Origin of the sequence: Curtobacterium sp. S6, from assembly GCF_000710345.2 — a bacterium.
Lineage (GTDB): Bacteria > Actinomycetota > Actinomycetes > Actinomycetales > Micrococcaceae > Rothia.
Genome location: NZ_JHEL01000010.1, coordinates 248,673 through 270,928, shown reverse-complemented (window position 1 = coordinate 270,928; position 22,256 = coordinate 248,673). Strand labels below are relative to the sequence as shown.

The window sequence follows — 22,256 nt, the reverse complement described above, 5'->3', positions numbered from 1 at the left end:
CATGCGATGAGCCCCTCACCTGCCGACCTGTCGCCACAGGTAACACCCACCCGAGCCTCCGTTGCGTGTAAACAACGTCATGACCCGCAACACCTAGACCTAAGGTCGCCGCCGTCCACGTCGCGAGGGCCCGCCGCCCACGTCGGTGAAGTGATGCTTTCATGATGTTCTGATCCAATGGTGTGAAGGGTTCCGAGTGATACGGAGTGCAAAAATAAAATGTCTGGCCGATCACAACCGTGTCAATGCCCGAATGAACCCGTTATCGCGTGATTTTTCGGCGTCACAGGCCCCCGATGGAGTGTTTTCCCTAACGACGCGAAAATGGCGGGATGCCGGCTATAGATTGATCATCAATGTTTTCCCCGTAATGTGAATTCGTTCGAGAGCGTTACCGCCGGTAGCGGACTCCGCGGACGGTCCCTCGACCGAGGTGGTGGCGGCGTCATAGCCTAGGAGAAAGCCCTTGTGAGGGGTCATGTCGGAACGATCGACGCGAAATGGAGCTCGCCATGACGAATCAACAGCCCGAGAACTCGATGCCCGACGACTCCTCCGGCGAGCGTCGGCACGGGGCCGACTACGGCCGTGGCGACGCCCAGCTCGGTCCCTCAGGCCAGCCGGGCCCTTCCGGCCAGTCCGGTGGCCCGGGGTACCCCGGAGGTCACGAGGACTCGAGAAGTCAGGGCCAGCCTGGCGGTCAGGGCCACCCGGGCTGGCAAGGTCAGCCCGGCAATCAGGGATATCCCGGAGCCCAGGGACATCCGGGTGCTCAGTGGCAACCCGGTGCCCAGGGCTATCCCGGCGGGCAGGGCCCGGGCGGGCCGCGGGATGGTCGGCCGAACCCCGGATACGGCGAACCGGCGTCCTTCGACGCCTATGGAAACCCCATCCCACACGACGCCCGGACGCTCGCGCTCCTATCTCACCTCTCCACGGTGATCGCCCTCGTGGTGTCCGTGGGCTCCCTGAGTTTCCTCGGCCCGCTGATCTTCTGGCTGATCTACAAGGACAAGCCGGGTTACCAGTTCGTGCGCGTCAGCTCCGCCGAGGCCTTCAATTTCAACGCCATCGTGTGGATCGTGAATATTGCGGGCCTCCTGCTGACCATCGTCACGTTCGGCATCGGCGGCATCATCGCGATTCCGGTGATGATCATCGTCAGCATCCTGGCCCTGATTTGCCACATCATCGGGGCCGTCGAGGCCAACCGGGGCAAGATCTATCGCTATCCGATGCGTATTCGCATCCTGAGCTAGCGGCATCGGGGCCTCCCACCGAGCCTCGGGACACGTAAAACAGAAGATCACTGGGGAACTCGTGACCTCCAGCGGGTATCCTGGACCCTGGCCCGCGGGGAGGACTCCCGGCGCGCTGTTGTCCGCCGTGAAACCCGGCGGAAACCTGTCTACAGGAGTGGATGTTCCCAAATGCCCGCAATCGTAATCGTTGGTGCCCAGTGGGGCGACGAAGGCAAAGGCAAAGCCACCGACCTCCTCGGCGGACGCGTGGACTACGTGGTCAAGCCGAACGGCGGCAATAACGCCGGACACACCGTCGTCGTCGGGGGCGAGAAGTTCGAGCTGAAGCTCCTTCCCGCCGGCATCTTGAGCCCCAATGCGACGCCGATCATCGGCAACGGCGTCGTGGTCAACCCCGAGGCTCTGTTCGAGGAGATCGACGGGCTCGAAGCGCGCGGCGCGGATACCTCGAAGCTCCGCATCTCTGCCAACGCGCACCTGGTGGCGCCCTTCCATCAGACCATGGACAAGGTCACCGAACGTTTCCTGGGCAAGCGAGCCATCGGAACCACCGGGCGCGGCATCGGCCCCGCGTACATGGATAAGATCGGCCGCCTGGGCATCCGCGTGCAGGACATCATGGACGAGTCCATCCTGCGGCAAAAGGTCGAAGGTTCGCTGCGCCAGAAGAACCAGCTCTTGGTCAAGGTGTACAACCGCCATCACGTGGACGCCGACGAGATCGTCGACTACTTCCTCTCCTTCGCCGAGCGCCTCAAGCCGATGATCGTCGATTCGACGCTGGTGCTGAATCAGGCCCTGGACCGGGGGAAGACAATCCTCATGGAGGGCGGCCAGGCCACCTTCCTGGACGTCGACCACGGCACGTACCCGTTCGTGACCTCGTCCAACCCGACGGCCGGCGGCGCATCGGTCGGTTCCGGCATCGGCCCCACCCGCATATCCCGTGTGGTCGGTATCCAAAAGGCTTACACGACGCGCGTCGGCGCGGGGCCTTTTCCCACGGAGCTCTTCGACGAGTGGGGCGAATTCCTGCAGCGGACCGGCGGGGAATTCGGCGTCAACACCGGCCGCCCGAGGCGTTGCGGTTGGTACGACTCCGTGCTCGCGCGCCAGGCCGTGCGGATCAATGGCTTCACCGATCTCTTCCTGACCAAGATGGACGTGCTGACCGGTCTCGAGAAGATCCCCGTCTGCGTGGCCTACGACGTCGACGGCGTGCGCCACGACGAGATCCCCATGACCCAGACCGAATTCCACCACGCGAAGCCGATTTACGAGTACTTCGACGGCTGGACCGAGGATATTTCCCAGGCGACCTCGCTCGAGGACCTGCCGCAGAATGCGCGCGCCTACGTGGAGAAGCTCGAGGAGCTCTCCGGGTGCCGCATCTCGGCGATCGGCGTGGGGCCGGGCCGCGAGAACACCATCGTGGTGCGTGACCTGATCGACTAGTCGGGCGGGGTCCGGAGTCCATTGCGTGCCTCTATAGTTGGTCCTCATGGCCTACCTGATGAATACGCTGATCGACTCCGACGACCGCGTCATGACCCACGATTCAGCGGAGGAGACGGTCTCGGCGTTGCGAGAGCACCCGGGCTCCTCCGCGTGCATCGTGCTGGAAGGCCCCACCGAGGACGAGCTGAAGCACCTGGGGGAGGCTTTCGATCTGCATCCCCTGGCCCTCGAGGACGCCTCCCACGGCCATCAGCGGCCCAAGCTCGAGCGTTACGGGGATTCCCTGTTCCTGGCCGTGCACCCGATCGCCTACACGGATCGCACCGAGAAGCTGACGCTTAACGAGGTGCACGCCTTCACCGGGCCGAACTACTTTTTGGTGACCATGCCCGAGGGAGGTCCGGGGGAGACGGTGGTGCGTCAGATGCAGCGGGCGTTCCGGCGCCCGCACCTGGATCCGCACAATCCGCAGACGCTGCTGTACTTCCTCCTCGACGGCGTCGTGGACGGCTACGAGCCGGTCATCATGGACCTCGAAGAAGATCTGGACAATATCGAAGAGGACCTCTTCGCCGGGGGCAATACCTCGCAACGCATCTACGAGCTGTTCAACGAGGTCGTGAAGTTCCAGCGGGCCACCCGGCCCCTGAGCTACATGTTGGAGTTGCTGATGCGCGGGGCCGAGAAGTACGAGACGCCCGAACAGTTGCACCCACACTTCCGTGACGTGCGCGATCACGTCCTGCGCGCCCTCGAGCACCTCGATAGCCTGCGTTCGGCCCTGCAGAACGCGCTGACGGTCGACGCCACGCTCGTCGGCCAGCGACAGAACGACGCCATGAAGAAGCTCTCCAGCTGGGCGGCGATCCTCGTGGTGCCCACGATCATCGCGGGGATCTACGGAATGAACTTCGAGAACATGCCCGAGCTGAACTGGCCGTTGGGCTATCCGTTCGCCCTGGGGCTGATGGTCGTCATCGCCGGGGGCCTCTACGGGATCTTCAAGAAGAAAAACTGGCTGTAAAGATCTCGGTACCCGTGGTATCGCTTACAGTACGATAAGTGGTGAATTATCAGGGGTCCTAGCGAAGGAGCAAGTCGTGAGCCAGTTGAACGACGTCGTCATCGTGGGCGGCGCTCGCACGCCGCAGGGGAAGATCATGGGTCAGCTCTCGAGCCTCACAGCGGTGGACCTCGGGGCTCACGCCATCCGTGCCGCCGTGGAACGTTCGGGTCTCGAGGCGAGGCATGTGGACCAGGTCTACATGGGTCACGTGATCCAGGCCGGATGCGGGCAGAACCCGGCCAAACAGTCGGCCATGGCGGCCGGCATTTCGCGGGACGTTCCCGCGATGAGCCTGAATAAGGTCTGCCTCTCGGGGCTGGCCGCCGTGACCGAGGCGGCGCGACTGATCCGTTTGGGCGAGGCGCAGGTCGTCGTCGCTGGCGGTCAGGAGTCCATGTCCTCGGCGCCGCACGTCGCCCCCGGGGTGAGGGCCGGCAAATCCTACGGCGACCTACGGCTCGTTGACGCCGTGGCCCGTGACGGCCTGACCGACGCGGAGGACGGCCGCGCGATGGGCGAGATGACCGAAGAGGACAACCTCGCCCGTGGCATCGGCCGGGCCGAGCAGGACGAGATCGCCGCCGCCTCCCACCGGCGTGCCGGATCAGCCGCGAGCTCCGGAATCTTCGCGCAGGAGATCGCGCCGATCACGATCCCCCAGCGTCGAGGAGAGCCGGTCGTGGTCTCCGAGGACCAGGGCATTCGCCCCGATTCGACCCAGGAAACCTTGGGGAAGCTACGCCCCGCGTTCGCTCAGGAAGGCACCATCACCGCCGGTAATTCCTCGCCCCTGTCGGACGGCGCCGCCGCCCTGGTGTTGACCTCCAAGGAATTCGCCGAGGCCCACGGGCTGAGCATATGGGCCGAGGTGGGCGCGGCCGGTCAGACCGCCGGTCCCGACGCGTCCCTGCACTCGCAGCCCTCGCAGGCCACACGATCGGCCCTCGATAAGGCAGGATGGGAAGCTGCCGAGCTTGATTTTTGGGAGATCAACGAGGCCTTCGCCGCGGTGTCCCTGCAATCGGGCCGCGACCTCGGCGTCGAGCAGGAAAAGATCAATATCCACGGCGGAGCTATCGCGCTGGGGCATCCCATTGGCGCCTCGGGCGCGCGTTTGGCCCTGCATGCCGCGCTGGAGCTGAGCCGGCGGGGCAGCGGCAGGGCCGCCGTGTCCCTGTGCGGCGGTGGCGGTCAGGGCGAGGCCCTCCTGTTGTTCCGCTGAAGCCACCCGCGCACCCAGGTCGGCCCCCCCGGGAGCCGGAGGGTGCCGCACCACGACCATGAGCCATCGCGCCGCCCGTCGGGGATCCGACGGGCGGCGCGCCACGAGTACGGAGAACATATGACGCAACCCATCGAGCACCTGAAGGACCAGGCCTGCCTGGTGGTCAAGGGGCCCGATCGCCCCGGCATCGTCGCGGCGGTGGGCACCGCGATCGCGCGCAACGGCGGGAACATCCTGCAAAGCGACCAGTTCACGAGCATCGACGCGGAACCCGTTTTTTACCAGCGCACCGTTTTTCATCGCGTGAATTTCACCGAGTCCATCCGGGACATCGAGGAAGACCTCCACGAGCAGCTCGCCCACGTGGGCCTCGAATGGACGCTGATCGACCGGTCCCGGCCCAAACGCATGATCGTCCTGGCGCCGAAGTCCGATCACTGCCTCCTGGATCTGCTCTGGCGTCAGCAACGCGGCGAGCTCCCGGTCGAGATCCCCATGGTGATCTCCAACCACCCCGACCTGCGCGACGAGGTCGAATACTTCGGCATCGAGTTTCACCATGTGCCGTCGCGGGGCGCGGACAAGTCCGAGGCGGAAGCCGAGATCCTGAACCTGGTGAAGGGGCAGGCCGACTTCATCGTGCTCGCGCGCTACATGCAGATCCTCTCCGAGGACTTCCTGCGCGCGGTCGAGGTCCCGATCATCAACATCCACCACTCCTTCCTTCCGGCCTTTGTGGGCGCCGGCCCGTATCGCATGGCGTGGGAGCGGGGGGTCAAGCTGATCGGCGCGACGGCTCACTACGTGACCCCGGAGCTGGACGCCGGCCCCATCATCGAACAAGACGTCACCCGGGTGAACCACACCTTCTCCCCGGCGGACCTGCAAAAACACGGTGCCTACGTCGAGCGGGCGACGCTCTCGCGGGCCGTCCAGGCCCACGCCGAGGATCGGGTGTTCTGGCACGGGAACCACGCGATCGTCTTCTGACCGACGCCCCACCCGGCGACCCGGCGGTTAAACCCCCGCCGGGTCCCGCTTGCCCAGGCGCACCTTCTTGACCTCGCGTCCCTTCTCGACGTCCGCGTCCCGGAAGCCGAAGAACCAGGTCAGGGCGAAGGAGAGGGCCAGGGCGACGGCCGAGGAGATGAGGTACCCCCAGAAGCTGAAGTCCAGGCCGTCCGGGTTCACGAAGGACGTGAACCCGATCAGTGACCCGGTGAAGCCCCACATGTTTACCTGGAAGATGCCCGTCAGCAGGCCGCCCGCCGCCGCGGCGATCGAGGCCATGATGAAGACCCGGCCGTACTTCAGGTTGATGCCGTACATCGCCGGTTCGGTGATGCCGCAGAAGGCCGAGATAGCCGCCGGTCCGGAAAGCTGCTTGATCTTCTGAATGCGCGAGCGAATGAAGACCGCCGTGACCGCGCCGCCCTGGGCCACCATCGTGACCGAAATCAGGGCGTTGAGCTGCGAATGGCCGCTCGCGGAGAGGTCCTGGGCGACCAGCGGGATCACCGCCCAGTGCAGGCCGAAGATCACCAGGCACTGGTACAGGCCGCCGATGATGAGCCCGGAGATGGCCGGCGAGAGGTCGTAGAGGAACTGGATCCCCTGGGCGATGCCCGAGGAGATCAGGGTGACGATGGGCCCCAGGATCAGGATGATCGCCAGCGATACCACGACGACCTCGATCAAGGGCACCAGGATCATACGGAGGGTTACCGGGATGATCTTTTTGAGCCAGGGCTCGACGATCGACGCGAGCCAGGCCGCGACGATGATCGGGAAGATCGTCGAGGAATAGTCGGCCATGTGGTACGGCAGTCCGAAAAATTCGCCGTTGAGCGACATCCCAGCGACGGATCCGCTTCCCTCGCCCTTGGCCATGTCGATGAGGCTGGGGTAGGTCAGCACGCCACCGACGATCGCGACGATGATCGGGTCCGATCCCAGCCGCCGGGCTGCCGTGTAGCCGACGAAGATCGGCAGGAAGAAGAACACCGCCCCCGACATGGCGTCGATCAGGGTGTAGGTCTGGGAGTCCTCGGTCGTGACGTCGAAGGTCAGCAGCAGCGACAGGATCCCCTTGAGGATTCCGGCCGCGGCGAGCAGGCCGATGATCGGGATCATGGACCCGGTGATCACGCCGATGAGCGAGCTGAACCCCTGTTTGACCCAGCCCCAGGCGGAATCGGGGCGCTCGCCGGCGGGCTCGCTCGCCTGGTCCTCGGCCGCCCCGGCCCCTCCGAGTTGGGCCTCGATCGCGGAGTAAACGTCCTCGACCGCGGGCCCGATGACCACCTGATACTGTCCGGCGCCCTGGACAACGTCGATCACGCCGTCCAGGTCGGCGACCGTGGCGTCGTCCGCCTTCCCGTTGTCCACGAGGTAGAACCGGACGCGGGTGATGCAGTGGGTGACGCTGCGGATGTTTTCGGGCCCACCGACGTTGTGGATGATGTCCCAGGCCAGAGCGTCGTATCCGGTGAGGTCGGTGGGTCTCTGCGAGGGGGATCCGGCGTCGGCCACCGCGCCGTCCGGGGCGTGATCCTGCTCTTCGGAGCCAGGCCGCCGCGTCGATTCGGTGGCCGTCGACTCGCGGGTCGATCCACCGGCCGGCGGCGTCGGGGCTTGAGCCGACGCGGCCGCGACGGGCTGGCCGGCCTCGGTCTGGCCCCGACCGACCGTCAGTCTCCCGAGCCTTTTGGCGGAATTGGTGATCACCAGGATCACGGTCGGGTCTTTGCCCGCCTCGCGGATGGCCTCGATGTCGATGGTGCCGATCGGCCGACCGGCGGTGACGGCGTCGCCCTTGCCGACGCGCAGGTCGAAGGGGCGTCCCTGAAGCTCAACGGTGTCGATGCCTAAGTGAATCAGGAATTCGAGACCGGACGGGGTCGTGAAGCCGAGCGCGTGGCCCGAGTCCGCAACCATGGTCACCGTGCCGCTGACGGGCGCGAGGACCTCACGCCCGTGCGGTTGGCCGATGCCCAGGCCGTCGCCGACCATCTTGCCGGAGAAGACGGGATCGGGGACCTCCGCGATGCCGATGATCTCGCCGGAGATCGGGGCGAGGATCTCGACCGGTTCCTCTGGGAGTTCGCTCATGGTTCTGGCTCCTCGTTGAGTCGTACCCCACGCCCTGTGACGTGGGGTACACCCAAGAGTAGCTTTCCGCAGGCCAGGACGTGAGGCCCCCGGACACGAGGCGAGTCTCGGCGGTGAGGCCGGGGCGTTTAGCCCTTGACGGTCGCGGTGGCCGCGACGTCGCCCGCCGCGGTCTCGCCGCCCTGGACGACCAGGGTTTGCAGGCGATCCGCGGAATTCGTGACGACGATGATCGCCGTCGGGTCCTTGCCGGCGTCCTCGATGGCCCGAAGGTTCATGGTTCCCACGCGCTGCCCGGCCTCGACGCGGTCACCCTTGACGATGTCGATCTCGAAGGGCTCCCCGCGCAGTTCGACCGTGTCGATTCCGAGGTGCAGGAGGACCTCCAGGCCGTCGTCCGTCTTGATGCCCAAAGCGTGCTTGCTCGAGGTGGCGACCGTGATGAGGCCGCTGACCGGCGCGACGACGTCGCCCGACGTGGGATTCTGGACGCCGAAGCCTTCCCCCATCATCTTCTGTGCGAAGACGGGGTCTCCCACGTGCTCGATCCGGATGACCTCGCCGGAGACCGGGCTGAGGATAGAGCTGGGGTGGCCGCCCTCGGCGGAGCCGTCCTGGAACTGAGAGGAAACGGTGTTCATGGCATGAATCCTTCGTGAGGGAATAGATATGTCCTAGACCACTCTAAAACAGTCTTTCGCTCGCGATGCGAGCCCCCTCGACCAGCGACCTGATCTTGGCCTCGGCGATATCCGGGTGCAACCGTCCCCCGAGACCGCAGTCGGTTCCCGCGATGACGTTCTCCCGCCCCACCGCGGAGGCGAATTGCTCGATGCGCTGCGCGACGAGCTCGGGGTGCTCGATCACATTGGTCGAGTGCGAGACCACGCCCGGAACGATGACCTTTCCCTCGGGAAGGGTCACGTCTTCCCACGCTTTCCATTCGTGGGCGTGGCGCACATTGCCCGCTTCGAAGACGTAGGCGCCTGCGTTGATGGTGAAGAGCGACTCGATCAGGTGCTTGATCTCGATATCCGTGCTGTGGGGGCCGTGCCACGATCCCCAGCACAGGTGGAAGCGGACCTGGTCTTCGGGTATGCCGCGCAGGGCATGATTGGCCGCATCGATCGCGAGTCGGTTGAAGGCGAGGTACTCCTCGATCGTCGGCTCGGGCACGAGCTGATCCCAGGCCTCGGCGATCGAGGGATCATCGAGCTGGAGAACGAAACCCGCATCGGTGATGGCCTTGTATTCCTCGTGAAGCACGTCGGCCCAGGCGTAGATGAACTCTTCGTCCGTCGCGTAGTGGCGGTTGCCGATGCGGGAGGCCGAGCCGGGGGATAGGGCGGCGACGAAGGCCTCCGACGCGTCGTGCTTCCTGACCGCGGCATCCAGATTCGAGATGTCCGTGGCGACGGCGTCCTGCCCCTGGTACGTCAGCGGGCCGGTCGCGATCGGAAATTCGCCGTCCGGGTCGTTGCCGAGATCGATCGAGCGGTAGAAGTCGGCAAACCGGTTCCAATCGCGGCGCACGGCAAAGCTGTTGTAGCGGCCGTTGCCGGGTTCGCTGAGAATCTGCCGGAACGAGGCCCCGTCGACGGTCTCCAGACCGCCGGTGCGGGCGAACGAATAGTGCCACCAGGCGCCGTAATCGATGTCGTCGACCATTGCGTGGCCGTATTCCCCATCGTTGACGGTGTCGATGCCCCACTCGACCTGGCGGGCGACGACCTCGTCGACCGAGGCCGACAGCGTGCGACGAAAATCGTCCTGGCTGATCTCGCCGTCTCGTCGAAGGGCGTTGGCCCGGATCAGGTCGTCGGTGCGGGGCAGGGATCCGACGTGGGTCGTGCGGATGCGATCGGTGCTTGTGAGCATGGGTCCTCCATCGTTCCTGGCGTTAGCACCGGCACCCGGTGAGGGCGTGTCGGTTGCTGCGGCGTCGTGGAGCCAGGTCTCTCGGCCGCTCGGGATGGTGATGTACGAACTTCACCCTCCCCGTGTCCGACTCGAGAATCCAGCCGACGAACGACCGTGAGCGCATAAGACAGGCTGTTTCGGCTCCCGCGCGTGTTACGCATTTGTGACCTTTGGGGTTATGGTGCGATTACCAACCATGTCGACGCGGATCACATGGCACATTTCTGTGCCGGTATCGCCGACCGGGGAACCACACCCCGCATGGGGAAAATCATCATTGTCGTCGCAGGTCGACCGGTTCATACCGCCTCGCACAGGAACCGGTGCGGCTCAGCGGCGTCACGTGTCTTAAAAGGGAACTTATGTCTCAAACCTCTCAACAACAGGTTGGTCAGGACCCGGAGGAATCAGCCTTCCACCAGGAACAGGCCGGCTTCCACCAGAGTCTTGGACCACGGCAACTTCAGATGATCGCCATCGGCGGTGCCATCGGTACGGGGTTGTTCCTGGGAGCCGGCGGGCGGCTCGCGTCGGCAGGACCCTCGCTGTTCCTCGACTATGCACTCTGCGGAATCATCGCTTACCTCATCCTCCGCGCGCTCGGTGAACTCGTCGTCCACCGGCCGTCGTCGGGGTCCTTCGTCTCCTACACCCGCGAGTTCTACGGAGAGAAGGCCGCATTCGTCTCGGGATGGATGTATTGGCTGAACTGGGCGACCACGGCGATCGTCGACTCGACCGCCATCGCGATCTACGTCCACTGGTTCGGGCAATACAGCACCTTCATCGACGCGATCCCGCAATGGTCTGTCGCGCTCCTCGTGATCGTGATCGTGGTCCTCATGAACCTGATTTCGGTCAAGGTCTTTGGTGAGATGGAGTTCTGGTTCGCGCTGATCAAGGTCGCGGCCCTGGTGATCTTTCTGGTTTTGGCCATCATCTTCGTGATCTTCGGGACGCCGACCGGTTCGCCGCGCGGGCTCGGCCTGATCTCCGAACACGGCGGCCTCTTCCCGAACGGCATCATGCCGGCCCTGGTCATCATGCAGGGCGTGGTCTTCGCCTACGCGTCCATCGAGTTGGTGGGCACGACCTCGGGCGAAACCAAGAACGCCGAGAAGGTGATCCCCAAGGCGATCAACACCGTGATCCTGCGTATCGCGATCTTTTACGTCGGCGCGATCTTCCTGCTCTGCCTGCTGCTGCCGTACACCGCATTCAGCGAGAACGAATCCCCGTTCGTGACCTTCTTCTCCTCGATCAACGTCGGCGTCGCCGGACCGATCATGGAGCTCGTGGTCATCACCGCGGCCTTGTCCTCGCTCAACGCGGGTCTATATTCCACCGGTCGCATTCTTCACTCGATGTCGATGGCCGGATCTGCGCCCAAGTTTGCCCAGCACCTGACCAAGTCGGGCGTTCCCTACGGCGGCATTCTGTTGACCGCGGCCGTGGCGTTGCTCGGCGTGGTGCTGAACTACTTCGTTCCGGACGAGGCCTTCGAGATCGTGTTGAACGTCGCGTCCCTCGGCATCATCGCCGGGTGGGCTGCCATCACGTTGGCGCACATGAAATTCGTCAAGTTGGCCGGCCAAGGCAAGTACAAGCGGCCCGAGTATCGGGCGCCCGGCGCCCCGTACACCAACTGGATCACCTTGATCTTCCTGGCGGGCGTGATCGTCTTGATCGGTTTCGACTATCCCGTCGGAACCTTCACCTTGGCCTCGATGATCATCATCATCCCGGCGCTGATCATCGGCTGGTTCGCCGTGCGCAAGCGCGTGCGTGCGATCGCGGCCGAGCGCGAGGGGTTCACGGGTCTCTACCCGGTCGTCGCGGATCGGCCCGCCGCCAAGCGGCGTCCGCATCATCACGATGGTCACAGCAACACGACCATCATCCACGAGGAGGACGATCCCGAAGATCGCTGATCTTCCTCTTCCGTGCGGCATCGGCCCCGACCCTGACTCATCAGGAGCGGGGCCGATGTCGTTCCCGGGGCGTGTTTCACCATGCAAGACGACGCACCTAGCCCGTGGGCGCCGACGGGTGCCGGAGTACTCTGGACGAAGCACGCGACCTTGAAGGAGAACTCATGCCTGACTTGCGATCCAGGACATCGACGCACGGACGAAACATGGCCGGTGCGCGCGCCCTATGGCGCGCGACCGGCATGAAGAAGGAAGATTTTGGCAAGCCGATCGTGGCGATCGCCAACTCCTTCACGCAGTTCGTCCCGGGGCACGTCCACCTGAAGAACATGGGCTCCCTCGTCGCCAGCGCGGTCGAGGAGGCCGGCGGCGTCGCCAAGGAATTCAACACGATCGCCGTGGACGACGGCATCGCGATGGGCCACGACGGAATGCTCTACTCCCTGCCCTCGCGCGACATCATCGCCGACTCCGTGGAGTACATGGTCCAAGCGCACCGGGCCGACGCGCTCGTGTGCATCTCCAACTGCGACAAGATCACCCCCGGAATGCTCATGGCCGCGATGCGGCTGAATATCCCGGTGGTCTTCGTCTCCGGCGGCCCGATGGAGTCGGGCAACGCCGTGGAAGGCGTCATCGAACACCGGATCGACCTGGTGGACGCCATGTCCTACGCCGTCGACGAATCGGTGACCGACGAACAGCTCGGCCTGATCGAGGAAAACGCCTGCCCGACCTGCGGCTCGTGCTCGGGCATGTTCACCGCGAATTCGATGAACTGCCTGACCGAGGCCCTGGGGCTTTCCCTGCCCGGCAACGGCACGACGCTGGCCACCCAGGTGGCCCGCCGGGACCTCTTCCTCAACGCCGGACGAACCGTCGTGGAGATCGCCAAGAAGTACTACGAAGAGGACGACGAGTCCGTGCTTCCGCGGAACATCGCGACCAAGAACGCGTTCACCAACGCGATGGCCCTGGACATCGCGATGGGCGGCTCGACCAATACCGTCCTGCATATCCTCGCCGCGGCCCAGGAGGGCGGCGTGGACTTCACCCTCAAGGACATCGACGATCTCTCCCGGCACGTCCCCTGCCTGGCCAAGGTGGCGCCGAATTCGACGCAGTTCCACATCGAGCACGTCCACAAGGCCGGCGGCATCCCGGCGATCCTCGGCGAACTCGACCGTGCCGGGCTCTTCCGGCACGACGGCGTCCGCACGGTCCACGCCGAGTCGGTCGAGTCGTGGCTCAACGAGTGGGACATCCGCCGCGACACCGCCTCCGAGCGGGCGCGTGAACTCTTCCTGGCCGCGCCCGGGGGAGTCCGCACCACGCAAGCATTCTCCACGGCGAATAAGTTCGAGGAGCACGACACCGACCCGGAGTTCGGGTGCATCCACTCGGTCGAGCACGCCTACACCAAGGACGGCGGGCTCGCGATCCTGTTCGGCAATATCGCCGAGGACGGCGCCGTGATCAAGACGGCAGGCATCGACGAAAGCCTGTTCCACTTCCGCGGCAAGGCCTTCGTGGTTGAGTCGCAGGACGAGGCCGTGTTCGAGATCCTGTCCAAGCACGTCGAGCCGGGTGACATCGTCGTGATCCGTTTCGAGGGCCCCAAGGGCGGTCCGGGGATGCAGGAGATGCTGTACCCGACCTCGTACCTCAAGGGCCTCGGCTTGGGCAAGGAGTGCGCGCTCATCACCGACGGCCGGTTCTCCGGGGGAACCTCCGGGTTGTCGATCGGGCACATCTCGCCGGAGGCCGCCTCGGGCGGCGCCGTCGGGCTGATCGAACACGGCGACGAGATCGAGATCGACGTCGCCAACCGCCTTCTCCAGGTGCACGTCTCGGACGAAGAGCTGGCCCGGCGCCGCGAGGCCCGAGGGCCGTTGCCGTGGAAGCCCTCCCAGCCGCGTGAACGTGAGGTCTCCAAGGCTTTGCGCGCGTACGCCTCGATGGTGACCAGCGCCGATAAGGGTGCCGTTCGCGTCGTTCCGGAGTAAACTCTCCGAGGCGGTCCGCAAGGTCCGCACCCCTTTCACAGAAGACACGGTTGTCCACGAGGAAGTTTCCTCGTGGACAACTTGTGTTGTGGCATCGGTTACATGTGATGCACATCTTGGATATGCTGTCGAGCAGAATTCACGGGCCGAGAGGGGTTCGTGCTCTGACACTTTGCGAGGTTCACATGTCTTCACGCGGCTCAGTCGCTTCGGCCAAAGCCCGATCGGCCGAGGGGGCTCAGAATCAGTTCGAGGCCGAGCAGGAAGGCTTCCAGAAGGGTCTCAGCCCCCGGCAGCTTCAGATGATCGCGATCGGCGGTTCCATCGGCACGGGGCTTTTCCTGGGGACGGGTGGGCGCTTGCAGTCCGCCGGCCCGACCCTCTTCATCCTGTACGCGGTCGCGGGCTTTTTCGGTTACCTGATCCTTCGGCAGCTGGGTGAGCTCGTGGTGCATCGCCCGTCCTCCGGCTCGTTCGTCTCGTACTGCCGCGAGTTTTTCGGGGAGAAGTCCGCGTACTTCGTCGGGTGGATGTACTGGCTAAGCTGGGCCACCACGACGATCGTGGATGCGACCGCGATGGCGATCTACGTCAAGTGGTTCGGGCACTACGTTCCGTTCCTGGGGGAGATTCCCCAGTGGGTCCTGGCCTTCGTCGTGATCGTGATCGTGACGGTCATGAACCTGATCTCGGTTAAGGTCTTCGGCGAGATGGAGTTCTGGTTCGCGGTCATTAAGGTCGCCGCCCTCGTGCTCTTCATGATCGTGGGCATCTTCTTCGTGATCTTCGGTTCGCCCTCGGGTGCCCCGACCGGATTCCACCTGATCTCAGAGAGCGGCGGGATGCTCCCCAACGGATTGCTTCCCGCGCTGGTCGTGTCCCAGGGCGTCGTCTTCGCCTATTCCGGTATCGAGCTGGTGGGCACCGCCTCGGGCGAGACCCAGGAGCCCGGTCGCGTGATTCCGCGGGCCATCAACTCGGTCATCGCCCGCATCGCGGTGTTCTATGTCGGATCGGTCCTGTTGCTCTGCCTGCTGCTGCCGTACACGCAGTACAGCGACGACGAATCCCCGTTCGTCACGTTCTTCTCCTCGATCGGCGTGGACGCCGCGGGCCCGATCATGCAGCTCGTGGTCATCACCGCCGCCCTGTCCTCGCTCAACGCGGGCCTGTACTCGACCGGACGGATCGTGCACTCGATGGCGATGGCCGGTTCGGCCCCCAAATTTGCGGGGAAGTTGACCAAGTCCGGCGTGCCGTTCGCGGGCATCCTGCTGACCACCGGCGTCGGTATGCTCGGCGTGGTCCTCAACTACCTCGTCCCCGAGGCGGCCTTCGAGATCGTGCTGAACCTGTCGGCGGTCGGCATCATCGTGGGGTGGGCCGCGATCACCTTGCCGCACCAAAAATTCGTGGCCCTCGCCCGGAAGGGTCTGTACCAACGCCCCAAGTACCGAGCCCCGTTGGCGCCCTTCACTAACTGGCTGACCATGCTCTTCCTGGTCGCGGTGATGGTGCTCATCGCCTTCGACTACCCCGTCGGTACCTTTACCCTGGGGTCGATGGTCGTGATCATCCCGCTCATGATCATTGGGTGGTTCCTCGTGCGCCGCCGGGTTATGGAGGTCGCGGCGCAGCGCGAGGGATACACGGGCGCCTTTCCCGTGGTGGCTCAGTGGCCGACCACGGGTGAGAAGGACGAGCCGTATGACCACGGCCGGTCCAACACCACGATCCGGGTCGACGACGAAGACTGACCTCGCTCGTTTACGGGCTCCCTCGCCTCGGCGGGGAGCCCGTGTACTTCTCTGCCAACATGACCGTGCACAGCTACTTCGACGCAGATGGGCGACGTTGACGGTCCCTGCTCAGTTCCAAGGCCAGGCTCCGCGCGAAGAGGGGCATCCCGCAACCTGTCAGTTTTTCGACGTAGGCGTCCATCGTCATCGGCGGATGATGCGCATCATGCAAGAGGTTGTGGACGGCAGTCGTCACTGATTCCGGGGACAGGTCTAACTGATCGAGGAGGAAGTCGTCTGGGTTTCGGACATCGAGATCGTATGGCGCGACCGATTCCGATGGGAAGTCTTTCTTGTTGAAGGTCACGATCAGTTCGGCTCCGGATCGAACTGCCGCCGCCAGAACATGGCGGTCTTTAGGATCATTGGTCATGGCGTTGGTCAACGGTTCATAGTTTCTGACCATCGCATCGGGGAAGTAAGTTCTCATCGTTGTGACTCGAGAGCGCGCCTTCTCCGGGGGTAAGCCGAGGCCAGAGATCAAATTGCGTTCCGTCTCGTCGAGAATTTCTTCTGACCAGAGTGGACGAAATTGTTTGGCCTCGGCCAGTCTGAGCATCAAGTCCGCGGTCGGCATGGGGATGAGCACGCAGGCGTCGAGCAGTACCGGGAACGACATGTTTACCGCGTTCGGTGGTCGTCAGGCATGGTGAAATACGTTCCGTCCTGGGCGGCTTGCCGGGTTTGATCCGCGAGCGCGCGCCGACGTCGGACCGCCATGTTGTCTTCGTATTCTTGCAAGTCAGCTAGCAGGACCCTGCGATGGCGGCCGACCTTGGTGAAGGGGATTTCACCGGATTCCAGAAGCTTGACGAGCGTTGGCCGGGACATTTGGAGGAAGTCCGCCGCATTCTGGGTCGTCAGTTGAGCATGAGTAGGCATGACGGTGATGCCGTTGCCCTCCGCAAGAGAGGTGACGATGAATTTCAGGGCGTCGTAAACGCGGGCGGGAATCTCATGCTTCTGCCCGTCAGGGGATGACAAGTAGGGGATCTCTCGTGGCGTGCCGTCTGGCGAGTCGGCAAGGAACCGGGCGATCTCTTCGACCTCTTCGGGACGTAAGGAGGAGGGCGAGATAGTTTCACGGGCGTGAATTGGTGTAGTGGTCATGCCCCCAGTATAGCCTATTCGAATTATTCGAAAATGGGAGGGCCTGTCCCCTTGCTCTGCAATGGAACCCGCTGCCAAACCCCGAGTGCCACCGCCCGGACTCGAATAGCACGCCGACGACGCATGGCCTCCAGCTGGCTCACCAATGCCCCCTTCTTCCCCACACGGGTCCGTCAATGTCGACTCGCCAGCGGAAGAATGAACACCCGGTGAGGCGGACGGCACGTGGTTCTCAGGCGGCTGAAGCGAACTGCGGGTCGATGCTTCCTCGGCATGAATCCGCGGGAGTTCCGCGTGGGTTTCTCGGGCGGGTGTGTCGCCGGGTACACTTCTGCAAGCACTCGGATTCGGTGAGGTGTATCACAATGTGGTGACGCCTCGCCGGATACGAGCGCGCGCATTTACCGTGAGCGCCGGTGGCCGTGGGCTCGTCAAGGACGACGTCGCCCCGAGCCGGACGCTCTCATCGGAATAACAGGGGGCTTGCATGACATCGAAAACGACCGCCGGAGGGGATCCGGAATCGGTTCAGGGGACCGCTCAGGAATTTCTGGCCGCGGAGGATGAGGGCCTGCATAAGGGCCTGGGGGCCCGCCAGCTGCAAATGATCGCGATCGGCGGAGCGATCGGGACCGGCCTGTTCCTGGGGGCGGGAGGGCGGCTCCAGAGCGCCGGACCGTCGCTGTTCATCATCTATGGCGTGTGTGGATTCTTTGGGTACCTCATTCTCCGATCCCTGGGGGAGCTGGTGTGTCACCGGCCGTCCTCGGGATCCTTCGTCTCGTACACCCGGGAATTCTTCGGTGAAAAGGCCGCGTACGTTTCCGGCTGGCTGTACTGGCTGAACTGGGCGATGACCGCAGTCGCGGACGCCACCGCGATCGCGATTTACATCAAGTGGTTCGGCCACTACAGCGACTTCGTCGCGGCGATCCCGCAGTGGGTCTCGGCCTTGGCGGTGATCGCGATCGTCGTGGCCACCAACCTCATTTCGGTCAAGGTCTTCGGCGAGATGGAGTTCTGGTTCTCGCTGGTCAAGGTGCTGGCGCTGGTGATCTTCCTCGTCGTCGGCATCATCTTCGTGATCTTTGGATCCCCGAGCGGGGATCCCACGGGCTTCCACCTGATCACCGATCACGGCGGCCTCTTCCCGTCCGGTGGCTTGGCTGCGCTCGTGGTCGTGCAGGGCGTGGTCTTCGCCTACGCGGGTATCGAGCTGGTGGGCACCACGTCGGGTGAGACGCGAAATGCCGAAAAGGTCATCCCGAAGGCGATCAACACCGTGATCCTCCGCATCGCGGTCTTCTACGTGGGTTCGGTCTTGCTGCTGTGCATGCTCTTGCCGTACACCCGGTACAGCGAGGACGAGTCCCCGTTTGTCACGTTCTTCTCCTCGGTCGGCGTGGATGCCGCCGCCCCGATCATGCAGCTCGTGGTGATCACCGCGGCGTTGTCCTCGCTCAATGCGGGCCTGTACTCGACCGGCCGTATTCTGCACTCGATGTCGATGGCCGGATCGGCCCCGAAATTTGCGTCGAAGCTGAACAAATCCGGCGTGCCCTTCGGCGGAATCCTGCTGACCGCGGCGGTTGCTCTGCTCGGCGTCGTGCTGAACTACTTTGTTCCGGAAGCGGCCTTCGAGATCGTGCTGAACATCTCCGCGGTGGGCACCATGGCCTCCTGGGCGGCCATCACGCTGTCCCATCAGAAGTTCGTCAAGCTCTCCAGGCTCGGGCACTACGTCCGACCCGGATATCGCGCGCCACTGGCGCCGTTCAGCAACTGGCTGACCGTGGCGTTCCTCGTGGCGGTGATGGTGTTGATTGCCCTGGATTATCCTGTCGGCACCTACACCTTGGGTGCGATGCTGATCATTATTCCGCTGCTGATCATCGGCTGGTTCGTGGTGCGCCAACGCGTCATGGAGATCGCGGCCGAACGCGAGGGAGTCACGGGAATCTATCCCGTCCTGGCCGTGCCGCCGAGCGTGGAGATTTACCACCACAACGGCAACGACCGCGACGATCGGTGACCGAGGCCGACGCGCCGACGCCGACTCATTTGTGGCGGCGTCGGCGTGTTAGCGCACCACGGAGCTGAGCAAGAGGCTCGTCTCGCTGTTGACGATTCCGTCGATGCCGCGGATGCGTTTGAGGACGGCGTCGAAATCCTGGAGATCCACGCACGTCAGCTCGGCGACCAGGTCCCACCCGCCGTTGGTGGTGTGCAGGGCCAAAATCTCCGGGAGACCCCGCAATTTGTGGATGACGTGGTCGGTCGTGCGGCCCTCGACCTCGATCAGCGCGATCGCGCGGACCTGCGATGCCTCGGCATAGTCCCGCACGCGGACGCTGAAGCCCACGATGATGCCCCGAGTGGTCAGGGAATCGATGCGTTTCGTGACGGTGGCTCGGGAAACCCCGAGTTGCTGCGCGAGGGTGGCGATGGGGGCCCGGCCGTCCTTGCGGAGGGCGGCGATCAGGCGTCGGTCGAGATCCGTGATGCGTTCCATGAACATAATGCTAACCAGATGGGCGCAGAGTGTTCATCGTAGATACAAAATGAAGTAATTATGTCAATTTTGAGTCGATAGTGAGATCGCTAGGCTCATACTTAACACACCGGCGTTGACCGTAGGGTCAACGCCCGATACCACGAGGAAAGGACTCCAATGACGCAGTTCGTTGACGTCAAAAACATGGCCCGCTGGATCCAGCGTGATGGCGTGGAGAAGATCATCGGAAACATGATCGAGTACCTGGAGCGCGACTTCTCCCGGTGGGAAAAGTTCGACAAGATCCCGCGCATCGCCAGCCACACCCCGTTCGGGGTCATCGAGCTCATGCCGACCTCGGACGGTGAGCTGTACTCCTTCAAGTACGTCAACGGCCACCCCTCGAATCCGGCCCGCGGCTTCCAGACCGTCACCGCGTTCGGTGTCCTCGCCGACGTGGATAACGGCTACCCGACCTTCGTGGCCGAAATGACGCTGCTGACCGCGTTGCGCACGGCCGCTACCTCCGGCATGACGGCGCGCAAGCTCGCCCGCCCGGACTCCAAGAAAATGGCCCTCATCGGCGCTGGCTCACAGTCCGAATTCCAGTCCCTGGGGTTCCGTGCGGCTCTCGGCATCGAAGAGCTCTCGGTATACGACATCGATCCGCAGGCCATCGAGAAGGTCAAGCGCAACCTCGAGCCGCTCGGTTTCCGGATCACCGCGGCGGAATCCGTCTCCGAGGCGGTCAAGGACGCCGACGTGATCACGACCTGCACCGCCGATAAGGCCCAGAACACGATCCTCTCCAACGAGAACGTCAAGCCCGGCGTGCACCTCAATGCCGTCGGCGGCGACTGCCCCGGCAAGACCGAGCTCGAGGGCGAGATCCTCAATCGCGGCAAGGTCTTCGTCGAGTTCACCCCGCAGACCCGGATCGAAGGGGAAATCCAGCAGATGGACCCGGACTTCCCGGTCACCGAGTTCTGGCAGGTCCTGAACGGCCAGGCCGAGGGCCGCACCTCGCCGGAGGACATCACGATCTTCGACTCCGTCGGCTTTGCGATCAACGATTTTTCGGCGCTGCGCTGCGTGTGCGACGCGACCGCCGATTCCGACCTGCAGGATTACATTGATTTGGTCGCCGATCCGGACGACCCGAAGGATCTGTTCTCCCTGGTCAACGCGATGAAGCCGGTCGGCTGATTCTTGCCCTGAGGCCCATCGGGACCGTGGTGCACTGTGGTGTGCGCCACGGTCCCTTCTTTTAATGGGTAACATGTTCGACACACCGAGTCGATATTATTCGGCAGTTACTCGCATCCTGGTTACCCAGCAGAAGGACCGACATATGTCATCCAAAGCATCACGCACGGAGGCCGCGCCTCAGGGCGGCACCACAGAGCAGTCTTTCAATGACGAGCAGGCGGGGTTCCATAAGGGGCTCGGTCCGCGCCAGCTTCAGATGATTGCCGTCGGCGGCGCCATCGGTACGGGCCTGTTCCTCGGGGCCGGCGGCCGCCTGCAGACCGCGGGCCCATCCCTCTTCATCGTCTACGCCGTCTGCGGTTTTATGGGGTATCTGATCCTGCGGAGCCTCGGCGAATTGGTGGTGCACCGACCGTCCTCCGGCTCTTTCGTCTCTTACTCCCGCGAATTCTTCGGCGAGAAGGCCGCGTATTTTTCCGGGTGGATGTACTGGCTGTTCTGGGCCACCACGGCCGTGGTCGACGCCACGGCCATCGCGATCTATGTCCGATGGTTCGGTCAGTACCTGCCGTTCTTCGGCGACATTCCGCAGTGGGTCATTGCCTTCTTCGTCGTGGTGATCGTGGTCGCCATGAACCTGATTTCGGTCAAGGTCTTCGGTGAGATGGAGTTTTGGTTCTCCCTGATCAAGGTCGCGGCCCTGGTGATCTTCCTGATCCTGGGCATCATCTTCGTGATCTTCGGAACGCCGACCGGCTCGCCCGTCGGCCTCCACCTGATCACCGACAACGGCGGCGTCTTCCCGCACGGTCTGATGCCCGCGCTGATCATCGCCCAGGGCGTCGTCTTCGCGTACGCCGGTATCGAGCTGGTGGGAACCACCTCGGGCGAGACGAAAAACGCCGAGAAGATCATCCCCAAGGCGATCAACACCGTGATCCTTCGTATCGCCGTGTTTTACGTTGGCTCGATCCTGCTGCTCTGCCTCTTGCTGCCGTACACCTCCTTTAGTGAGACCGAGAGCCCGTTCGTGACCTTCTTCGCCTCGATCGGCGTGGACGCCGCGGGCCCGATCATGCAGCTCGTGGTCATCACCGCCGCCCTGTCCTCGCTCAACGCGGGCCTGTACTCGACCGGCCGCATCATGCACTCCATGGCGATGGCCGGCTCCGCGCCGTCCTTCGCCCGGAACCTGACCAGGTCCGGGGTGCCGTACGGCGGGATCGTCCTGACGGCCATCGTGGCGCTCCTGGGCGTCGTGTTGAACTACTTCGTTCCCGAAAACGCTTTCGAGATCGTGTTGAATTTCGCCTCGATCGGCATCATGAGCGCCTGGCTGACGATCACGCTCTGCCACATGAAGTTCGTGTCGCTGACCAAGCAGGGCAGGTATGTGCGGCCGCACTATCGCGCCCCGCTGGCTCCGTTGACTAACTGGTTGGTCCTCCTGTTCCTCGCGGGCGTCGTGGTGTTGATCGCGCTCGACTATCCGGTCGGAACCTTCACCCTGGGCTCGATGATCATCGTGATTCCCGCCCTGATCATCGGTTGGTTTATGGTTCGACGCCGCGTCATGGACATCGCCGCCGAGCGGGAAGGCGTGACCGGACTCCACCCCGTGGTCGCCCAGCGCCCAGCCGCCAAATCCCGACGGGACCGCTAGGA

At 63.9% G+C, this 22,256-nt stretch carries 17 protein-coding genes and 1 riboswitch; of the genes, 11 read left to right on the top strand and 6 right to left on the bottom strand.

Annotated elements, in window-relative coordinates; all coding sequences use genetic code 11:
- Nucleotides 1–512: 512 nt before the first annotated feature.
- From CURSPS6_RS02285 to purU, 5 genes are all read left to right on the top strand, one after another.
- A complete protein-coding gene (locus CURSPS6_RS02285; RefSeq protein WP_235503656.1) occupies nucleotides 513–1,259 on the top strand; it encodes a DUF4870 domain-containing protein in 747 nt (248 codons plus the stop codon).
- 171 nt (nucleotides 1,260–1,430) lie between these two features.
- Nucleotides 1,431–2,717 (top strand): adenylosuccinate synthase, encoded by a 1,287-nt coding sequence (locus CURSPS6_RS02280; protein WP_030013827.1) that lies wholly within the window; start codon nucleotides 1,431–1,433, stop codon nucleotides 2,715–2,717.
- Between the two features lie 46 nt (nucleotides 2,718–2,763).
- Nucleotides 2,764–3,744 (top strand): magnesium/cobalt transporter CorA, encoded by a 981-nt coding sequence (gene corA / locus CURSPS6_RS02275; RefSeq protein WP_030013824.1) that lies wholly within the window; start codon nucleotides 2,764–2,766, stop codon nucleotides 3,742–3,744.
- 76 nt (nucleotides 3,745–3,820) lie between these two features.
- Nucleotides 3,821–5,008, top strand: coding sequence for an acetyl-CoA C-acetyltransferase (locus CURSPS6_RS02270; protein ID WP_030013822.1), 1,188 nt, complete (start codon nucleotides 3,821–3,823; stop codon nucleotides 5,006–5,008).
- Nucleotides 5,009–5,128: 120 nt separating this feature from the next.
- Complete coding sequence (gene purU / locus CURSPS6_RS02265; RefSeq protein ID WP_030013821.1) at nucleotides 5,129–6,001, top strand: formyltetrahydrofolate deformylase; 873 nt, start codon at nucleotides 5,129–5,131, stop codon at nucleotides 5,999–6,001.
- Nucleotides 6,002–6,028: 27 nt separating this feature from the next.
- Here the strand turns inward: purU and CURSPS6_RS02260 are convergent, their stop codons facing one another.
- The 3 genes from CURSPS6_RS02260 to CURSPS6_RS02250 form a co-directional block, all read right to left on the bottom strand.
- Nucleotides 6,029–8,122, bottom strand: a complete 2,094-nt coding sequence (locus tag CURSPS6_RS02260; RefSeq protein ID WP_030013819.1) for a glucose PTS transporter subunit IIA — start codon at nucleotides 8,120–8,122, stop codon at nucleotides 6,029–6,031.
- 128 nt (nucleotides 8,123–8,250) lie between these two features.
- Nucleotides 8,251–8,763: a PTS sugar transporter subunit IIA gene (locus CURSPS6_RS02255; protein WP_051687534.1), complete on the bottom strand. Its 513-nt coding sequence runs from the start codon at nucleotides 8,761–8,763 to the stop codon at nucleotides 8,251–8,253.
- A 43-nt stretch (nucleotides 8,764–8,806) separates the two neighbouring features.
- Nucleotides 8,807–10,000 carry a cobalamin-independent methionine synthase II family protein gene (locus CURSPS6_RS02250; protein ID WP_030013816.1) on the bottom strand — a complete coding sequence of 398 codons (1,194 nt, stop codon included), beginning with the start codon at nucleotides 9,998–10,000 and terminating at the stop codon, nucleotides 8,807–8,809.
- 4 nt (nucleotides 10,001–10,004) lie between these two features.
- A riboswitch (SAM riboswitch) is annotated at nucleotides 10,005–10,101 on the bottom strand.
- A gap of 303 nt (nucleotides 10,102–10,404) precedes the next feature.
- Here CURSPS6_RS02250 and CURSPS6_RS02245 point away from each other — a divergent pair.
- The 3 genes from CURSPS6_RS02245 (at nucleotide 10,405) to CURSPS6_RS02235 (ending at nucleotide 15,736) form a co-directional block, all read left to right on the top strand.
- Complete coding sequence (locus CURSPS6_RS02245) at nucleotides 10,405–11,973, top strand: amino acid permease (protein WP_030013814.1); 1,569 nt, start codon at nucleotides 10,405–10,407, stop codon at nucleotides 11,971–11,973.
- A gap of 164 nt (nucleotides 11,974–12,137) precedes the next feature.
- Entirely contained in the window at nucleotides 12,138–13,979 is a 1,842-nt protein-coding gene (gene ilvD, locus CURSPS6_RS02240) for a dihydroxy-acid dehydratase (protein ID WP_030013813.1), read from the top strand.
- A gap of 185 nt (nucleotides 13,980–14,164) precedes the next feature.
- On the top strand, nucleotides 14,165–15,736 hold the full coding sequence (locus CURSPS6_RS02235) for an amino acid permease (protein WP_051687533.1): 1,572 nt from the start codon (nucleotides 14,165–14,167) through the stop codon (nucleotides 15,734–15,736).
- Between the two features lie 73 nt (nucleotides 15,737–15,809).
- Here the strand turns inward: CURSPS6_RS02235 and CURSPS6_RS02230 are convergent, their stop codons facing one another.
- The gene (locus tag CURSPS6_RS02230) at nucleotides 15,810–16,397 is read right to left on the bottom strand and encodes a PIN domain-containing protein (RefSeq protein WP_035810020.1); all 588 of its coding nucleotides are present in this window, start codon (nucleotides 16,395–16,397) and stop codon (nucleotides 15,810–15,812) included.
- Between the two features lie 2 nt (nucleotides 16,398–16,399).
- Complete coding sequence (locus CURSPS6_RS02225) at nucleotides 16,400–16,888, bottom strand: helix-turn-helix domain-containing protein (RefSeq protein WP_030013810.1); 489 nt, start codon at nucleotides 16,886–16,888, stop codon at nucleotides 16,400–16,402.
- A 487-nt stretch (nucleotides 16,889–17,375) separates the two neighbouring features.
- On the opposite strand from CURSPS6_RS02225, the gene CURSPS6_RS02220 reads away from it, so the two are divergent.
- Nucleotides 17,376–18,920 (top strand): amino acid permease, encoded by a 1,545-nt coding sequence (locus CURSPS6_RS02220; protein WP_051687532.1) that lies wholly within the window; start codon nucleotides 17,376–17,378, stop codon nucleotides 18,918–18,920.
- Between the two features lie 48 nt (nucleotides 18,921–18,968).
- On the opposite strand, the gene CURSPS6_RS02215 is transcribed toward CURSPS6_RS02220, so the two are convergent.
- Nucleotides 18,969–19,400: an Lrp/AsnC family transcriptional regulator gene (locus tag CURSPS6_RS02215; RefSeq protein WP_030013805.1), complete on the bottom strand. Its 432-nt coding sequence runs from the start codon at nucleotides 19,398–19,400 to the stop codon at nucleotides 18,969–18,971.
- Nucleotides 19,401–19,559: 159 nt separating this feature from the next.
- Here CURSPS6_RS02215 and CURSPS6_RS02210 point away from each other — a divergent pair, with 159 nt between their 5' ends.
- Both CURSPS6_RS02210 and CURSPS6_RS02205 read left to right on the top strand, forming a co-directional pair.
- Complete coding sequence (locus CURSPS6_RS02210; protein WP_030013804.1) at nucleotides 19,560–20,588, top strand: ornithine cyclodeaminase; 1,029 nt, start codon at nucleotides 19,560–19,562, stop codon at nucleotides 20,586–20,588.
- A gap of 145 nt (nucleotides 20,589–20,733) precedes the next feature.
- Nucleotides 20,734–22,254 carry an amino acid permease gene (locus CURSPS6_RS02205; RefSeq protein ID WP_030013802.1) on the top strand — a complete coding sequence of 507 codons (1,521 nt, stop codon included), beginning with the start codon at nucleotides 20,734–20,736 and terminating at the stop codon, nucleotides 22,252–22,254.
- The last annotated feature ends 2 nt before the right edge of the window (nucleotides 22,255–22,256 follow it).

Bases quoted from the DNA above. Each gene is read 5' to 3' on its own strand.
- CURSPS6_RS02285 (WP_235503656.1), top strand. From the start codon at position 513: ATGACGAATCAACAGCCCGAGAACTCGATGCCCGACGACTCCTCCGGC.
- CURSPS6_RS02230 (WP_035810020.1), bottom strand. From the start codon at position 16,397: ATGTCGTTCCCGGTACTGCTCGACGCCTGCGTGCTCATCCCCATGCCG.
- CURSPS6_RS02255 (WP_051687534.1), bottom strand. From the start codon at position 8,763: ATGAACACCGTTTCCTCTCAGTTCCAGGACGGCTCCGCCGAGGGCGGC.
- CURSPS6_RS02205 (WP_030013802.1), top strand. From the start codon at position 20,734: ATGTCATCCAAAGCATCACGCACGGAGGCCGCGCCTCAGGGCGGCACC.
- CURSPS6_RS02235 (WP_051687533.1), top strand. From the start codon at position 14,165: ATGTCTTCACGCGGCTCAGTCGCTTCGGCCAAAGCCCGATCGGCCGAG.
- CURSPS6_RS02215 (WP_030013805.1), bottom strand. From the start codon at position 19,400: ATGGAACGCATCACGGATCTCGACCGACGCCTGATCGCCGCCCTCCGC.
- CURSPS6_RS02280 (WP_030013827.1), top strand. From the start codon at position 1,431: ATGCCCGCAATCGTAATCGTTGGTGCCCAGTGGGGCGACGAAGGCAAA.
- CURSPS6_RS02220 (WP_051687532.1), top strand. From the start codon at position 17,376: ATGACATCGAAAACGACCGCCGGAGGGGATCCGGAATCGGTTCAGGGG.
- ilvD (WP_030013813.1), top strand. From the start codon at position 12,138: ATGCCTGACTTGCGATCCAGGACATCGACGCACGGACGAAACATGGCC.
- CURSPS6_RS02260 (WP_030013819.1), bottom strand. From the start codon at position 8,122: ATGAGCGAACTCCCAGAGGAACCGGTCGAGATCCTCGCCCCGATCTCC.
- CURSPS6_RS02250 (WP_030013816.1), bottom strand. From the start codon at position 10,000: ATGCTCACAAGCACCGATCGCATCCGCACGACCCACGTCGGATCCCTG.
- CURSPS6_RS02210 (WP_030013804.1), top strand. From the start codon at position 19,560: ATGACGCAGTTCGTTGACGTCAAAAACATGGCCCGCTGGATCCAGCGT.
- purU (WP_030013821.1), top strand. From the start codon at position 5,129: ATGACGCAACCCATCGAGCACCTGAAGGACCAGGCCTGCCTGGTGGTC.
- CURSPS6_RS02225 (WP_030013810.1), bottom strand. From the start codon at position 16,888: ATGACCACTACACCAATTCACGCCCGTGAAACTATCTCGCCCTCCTCC.
- corA (WP_030013824.1), top strand. From the start codon at position 2,764: ATGGCCTACCTGATGAATACGCTGATCGACTCCGACGACCGCGTCATG.
- CURSPS6_RS02245 (WP_030013814.1), top strand. From the start codon at position 10,405: ATGTCTCAAACCTCTCAACAACAGGTTGGTCAGGACCCGGAGGAATCA.